The sequence below is a fragment of the Microbacterium sp. K41 genome (assembly GCF_004794395.1).
Classification (GTDB): Bacteria; Actinomycetota; Actinomycetes; order Actinomycetales; family Microbacteriaceae; genus Microbacterium; species Microbacterium sufflavum.
This window is the reverse complement of record NZ_SSDO01000248.1, coordinates 1-3,739: the sequence shown is the minus strand read 5'-3', so window position 1 is coordinate 3,739 and position 3,739 is coordinate 1. Positions and strand designations below refer to the sequence as shown.

Sequence of the window (3,739 nt, the reverse complement as noted above, 5' to 3'; positions counted from 1 at the left end):
GGAGGGCGCAGCCGGAGGCGCGGGCTGCGCGACCGCGGCCTCGGGAACCACGGGGAACGCCGTGGTCTGCGGCTGCGGGAGAGCCTGCTGCGGAGCCGTCGGGTAGCCGGTGTAGTACGCGTTCCAGTCGGGCGAGCCGTCGGGCAGTGCGGGGAGCGGGGTGCGGCCGTCGGCGAACGTGGGCCACGCGGGAGCCGGGTTCTGCGGCGTCGGCGTGGCGGCCTTCCTCGGCGCGAACAGCGCGTTCAGCAGGGGGATGAGCGTGGTGCCCACCGCGACCAGGATCGTGAGGGCGACCACGATGCGCCAGTACAGCTCGCTGTAGTCGAACGTGTTCGGGAACGCGAGGAAGAACACGAGCATCGCCACGAGCGCACCGAGGAACACGACCGTCACGATGAAGATGACGCGCGTGAAGGTGGTGACGTGGCGCTGCGCCGCCTTCGTGAACAGACGCACGTGCAGCAGGGCGAGCTGGAGCACTCCGATCACGAGCAGGAGTTGGAAGAAGCGCTCCGCCCCGAAGTAGATGCCGTCTTCCGGGAGCCAGATCTTCACGAGCCCCACCAGGAGCGCCACGACCCAGCTGACCATGCTCGCGAGCTGGAGCCAGTCCGGGCGGTTGGGGGCGAGCCCGGCCTCCAGGATCGCGATGCCGGCGAACGCGGCCAGGAGCAGGATCGTGAGGAAGGCGCGACCGATCAGGCCGTTCTGGTCGCCGATCAGCACCCACACCACGCACACGAGCGCGGCCGCGATCAGCGCGCCGATCGCCACCCAGATCGAGCCGCGGATGAGCAGCGACATGTTCTTCTTCTCAGCCTGCGGCGGCGTGCTGATGTCCGGATGGGACATGGGGGTCCTCTCGTCGAGTGGCGATCGATGTCCACATCCTCCCACGCGCGCCGGTCCCGGTTCGGGGATCTTCGCGCCGTGCGGACGGACGCGACGAAAACCGGTGGCTGGGGAGGAAGAGTCAGGCCGTCTTGCGCGCCGATGCCGCAGCGAACGCGGCGACCCGCGCCTGCGCGTCGGGAGTCTCGAGCGCGGCACCGATCGAGCGCGCCTCCTCCGACAGCTGCTCGACGAAAGTGCGCTCGGGCTGCGACCGCACCAGCCGCTTGGCCTGGCCATAGGCATCCGCGGCCCCGGCCAGCCAGAAACGGGCGACCTCCTCGGCGCGCGAGCGCACGGCCTCCGCCTCCGCAGCCGCGTCCTCGCCCTCCACGACCTCGGCCACCAGTCCCCACTCCAGCGCCTCGGCCGCCGTCAGCAGCCGATCCTGCAGCACGAGCTGCAGCGCTCTGCGCTGACCGATCGCACGGGCCAGCTGCGCCGACACCGACAGGTCGGGCGTGAGACCGATGTTGGCGTACAGGCTCCCGAGCTTCGATCGTGCCCCGACCACGGCGTAATCGGTCGCGAGCAGGATGCCGAGCCCGCCACCGGCCGTCGTGCCGTGGGCGGCGGCGACCACCGGGATGCTCGACTCGGTCAGCGAGCGGATGCCCGCGTTGATCACCTCGGCGAGCGCCGTGATCTCGGCACCGGAGGCGCCCATCGTGGTCGCCATGTCGATCACGTCGCCGCCCGCGCAGAACGCCGGACCCGCCGCGTCCAGGAGGATCGCCTTCACGTCGCTCCGCGAGGTGGCCTCGGCCGTGGCGTCACGCCAGGCGTGGGCCAGATCGGCGTTGAAGGCGTTGAGGCGAGCCGGACGGTTCAGCGTCAGCCGCGCCATCCCCTCGTCGACCGCGAACAGGATGGCTTCACTCATGGCGTCTCCCTCGAGCACAGGACGTGTGGATCCAGGCTAGCCGGACTCAGCCCTGCTCCCACACGCGGGAGACGAACCCCTCCATCCGGCGGCGCGTGCCGTCGAGGCGGAAGTCGGCCTGACCCGCCGCACGGATCTCGTTCGGCGCGAGCGGATGCGCGAGTCGCACGTTCTCGTGACAGGAGAGGTCCGCGCAGATGTACGTGCCGAAGGAGTCGCCGCGAGCGCCGGCCTCGCCCGCCCGTCGCGCGGAGAACAGCGCGACCTGGTTGCCCGGCTGCATCGTGTGGCAGATGTTGCACATGCCGGAGCGCCCGCGACCGGGCTCCGACGCCCGCAGCACGACACCGACCACGCGTCCCTCGTGCTGGATCAGGACGTAGCCGCGCTTGCCGGCGCTCGGGTCGCGCCAGGCGAAGAAGTCGAGGTAGTCCCAGTCGACCAGGAGGAAGTCGTGCGGCATCTCCATGACGCGCAGCTCGTCCGCGTCCGCGTTCACGAACGAGGCCCGGACGTCGGCTTCGGTGAGGGCTCGCATCACTCCAGTCTAGGAAACGCCCTCGACGGCGGGCGCGGTCCGTGCCGCGGAGGCACCGCTGCGCTCGCGGATGAGGAACCCGAAGCCGAACGCGATGAAGAACATCAGCACCCCGTAGACGGCCGCGGGGAGGCTCAGCTCCACCGAACCGAGCACGGACTGCGCGATCACGATCGCCAGGGTCGCGTTGTGGATGCCGATCTCGAACGACGTCGCGATCGCCTGACGCTTGCCCACCCGCAGCATCCGCGGGATGAGGAATCCGACTGCGAGGCTGACCAGGCAGAACAGCACGGTGATGAGGGCCAGACGCGCCACGTTGTCGACCAGGAGCGTCCAGTTCGAGGCCACGGCGCCCGCGATCACGACGATCAGGATGACGACCGAGGCGATGCGCACCGGCTTGTCCATGCTCGCGGCGAACCGTGGCCAGAACCGCCGGATCAGCATGCCGAGCGCGACGGGCAGCAGCACGATCGCGAACACCTCGAGGGCCTTCGACCACTGCAGCCCCAGCGTGTCATCGAACGGGCGGAAGTAGGCGATCGCGAGGTTCGTGATGATCGGCAGGGTGATCACGGCGATCACCGAGTTCACCGCCGTGAGCGAGATGTTGAGGGCGATGTCGCCGCGGAACAGGTGGCTGTACAGGTTCGCCGTGGTGCCGCCCGGCGACGCGGCGAGCATCATCATGCCCACCGCCAGCACCGGCGGCAGCTGGAACAGCAGCACGAGCCCGAAGCAGACGGCCGGCAGGAGCACCAGCTGACACAGCAGCGCGACGATCACCGCCCTCGGCTGCTTGAGCACCCGGGCGAAGTCGCCGAGGGTGAGGCTGAGGCCCAGACCCAGCATGATGATGCCGAGCGCGACGGGCAGTCCGATGGTGGTCAACGCTGATCCCATGGCACTCAGTGTGGCGGACGGAGGGCCTCGGTGTCACGGGTTCGTGAGACGCGCGCCGAAACGGAAGAAGCCCCCGACGAGCGGGGGCTTCCGTGGTGGCGAGTGAGGGATTCGAACCCCCGAAGTCGAAGACGGCTGATTTACAGTCAGATCCCTTTGGCCACTTGGGTAACTCGCCAGAGCGCACCCGTCCGACTTCAACAGCCAACCGGGGGCACGAAGATCCATCATACCCGCACGATGCGGGGTCGAGAAATCGAGGCGTCAGCTGCCGTGCACCCCGCGGTCGGACTCGGCGAGCGACTCGGGCGTGCGCAGCAGACCGCCCTCGGCCCTGCACGTCGCGGCCGCGATGTCCATGGCCCGTCGCAGCAGGGCGTCCCACTCCCCTGCGGCCTGCGGAGCAGCGGCGACCAGACCGGCCGCGACGGCGGCGAGCGTCGCATCGCCCGCCCCCACGGTGTCGACGAGGCGCCCGGGCAGCGCGGAGATCGGGGCCGTCGAGGTGCCGGCGTCGG

At 70.0% G+C, this 3,739-nt stretch carries 5 protein-coding genes and 1 tRNA gene; all 6 read right to left on the bottom strand.

Annotated features, from left to right (window positions below):
• On the bottom strand, positions 1-855 hold an 855-nt coding region (locus tag DW309_RS06900), incomplete at its 3' end, for a hypothetical protein (RefSeq protein WP_136044942.1).
• A 121-nt stretch (positions 856-976) separates the two neighbouring features.
• Positions 977-1,777 (bottom strand): enoyl-CoA hydratase/isomerase family protein, encoded by an 801-nt coding sequence (locus DW309_RS06895; protein WP_136031649.1) that lies wholly within the window; start codon positions 1,775-1,777, stop codon positions 977-979.
• A 46-nt stretch (positions 1,778-1,823) separates the two neighbouring features.
• Positions 1,824-2,315: an FBP domain-containing protein gene (locus DW309_RS06890; protein ID WP_136044941.1), complete on the bottom strand. Its 492-nt coding sequence runs from the start codon at positions 2,313-2,315 to the stop codon at positions 1,824-1,826.
• A gap of 9 nt (positions 2,316-2,324) precedes the next feature.
• The gene (locus tag DW309_RS06885) at positions 2,325-3,221 is read right to left on the bottom strand and encodes a bile acid:sodium symporter family protein (RefSeq protein ID WP_136031645.1); all 897 of its coding nucleotides are present in this window, start codon (positions 3,219-3,221) and stop codon (positions 2,325-2,327) included.
• A gap of 93 nt (positions 3,222-3,314) precedes the next feature.
• Positions 3,315-3,399 (bottom strand) — tRNA-Tyr (locus DW309_RS06880).
• An 86-nt stretch (positions 3,400-3,485) separates the two neighbouring features.
• On the bottom strand, positions 3,486-3,739 hold a 254-nt coding region (locus tag DW309_RS06875; protein WP_240753145.1), incomplete at its 5' end, for a PfkB family carbohydrate kinase.

Excerpts from the sequence above, each read along its gene's own strand:
- DW309_RS06895 (WP_136031649.1), bottom strand. The coding sequence starts at position 1,777 with ATGAGTGAAGCCATCCTGTTCGCGGTCGACGAGGGGATGGCGCGGCTG.
- DW309_RS06890 (WP_136044941.1), bottom strand. The coding sequence starts at position 2,315 with ATGCGAGCCCTCACCGAAGCCGACGTCCGGGCCTCGTTCGTGAACGCG.
- DW309_RS06885 (WP_136031645.1), bottom strand. The coding sequence starts at position 3,221 with ATGGGATCAGCGTTGACCACCATCGGACTGCCCGTCGCGCTCGGCATC.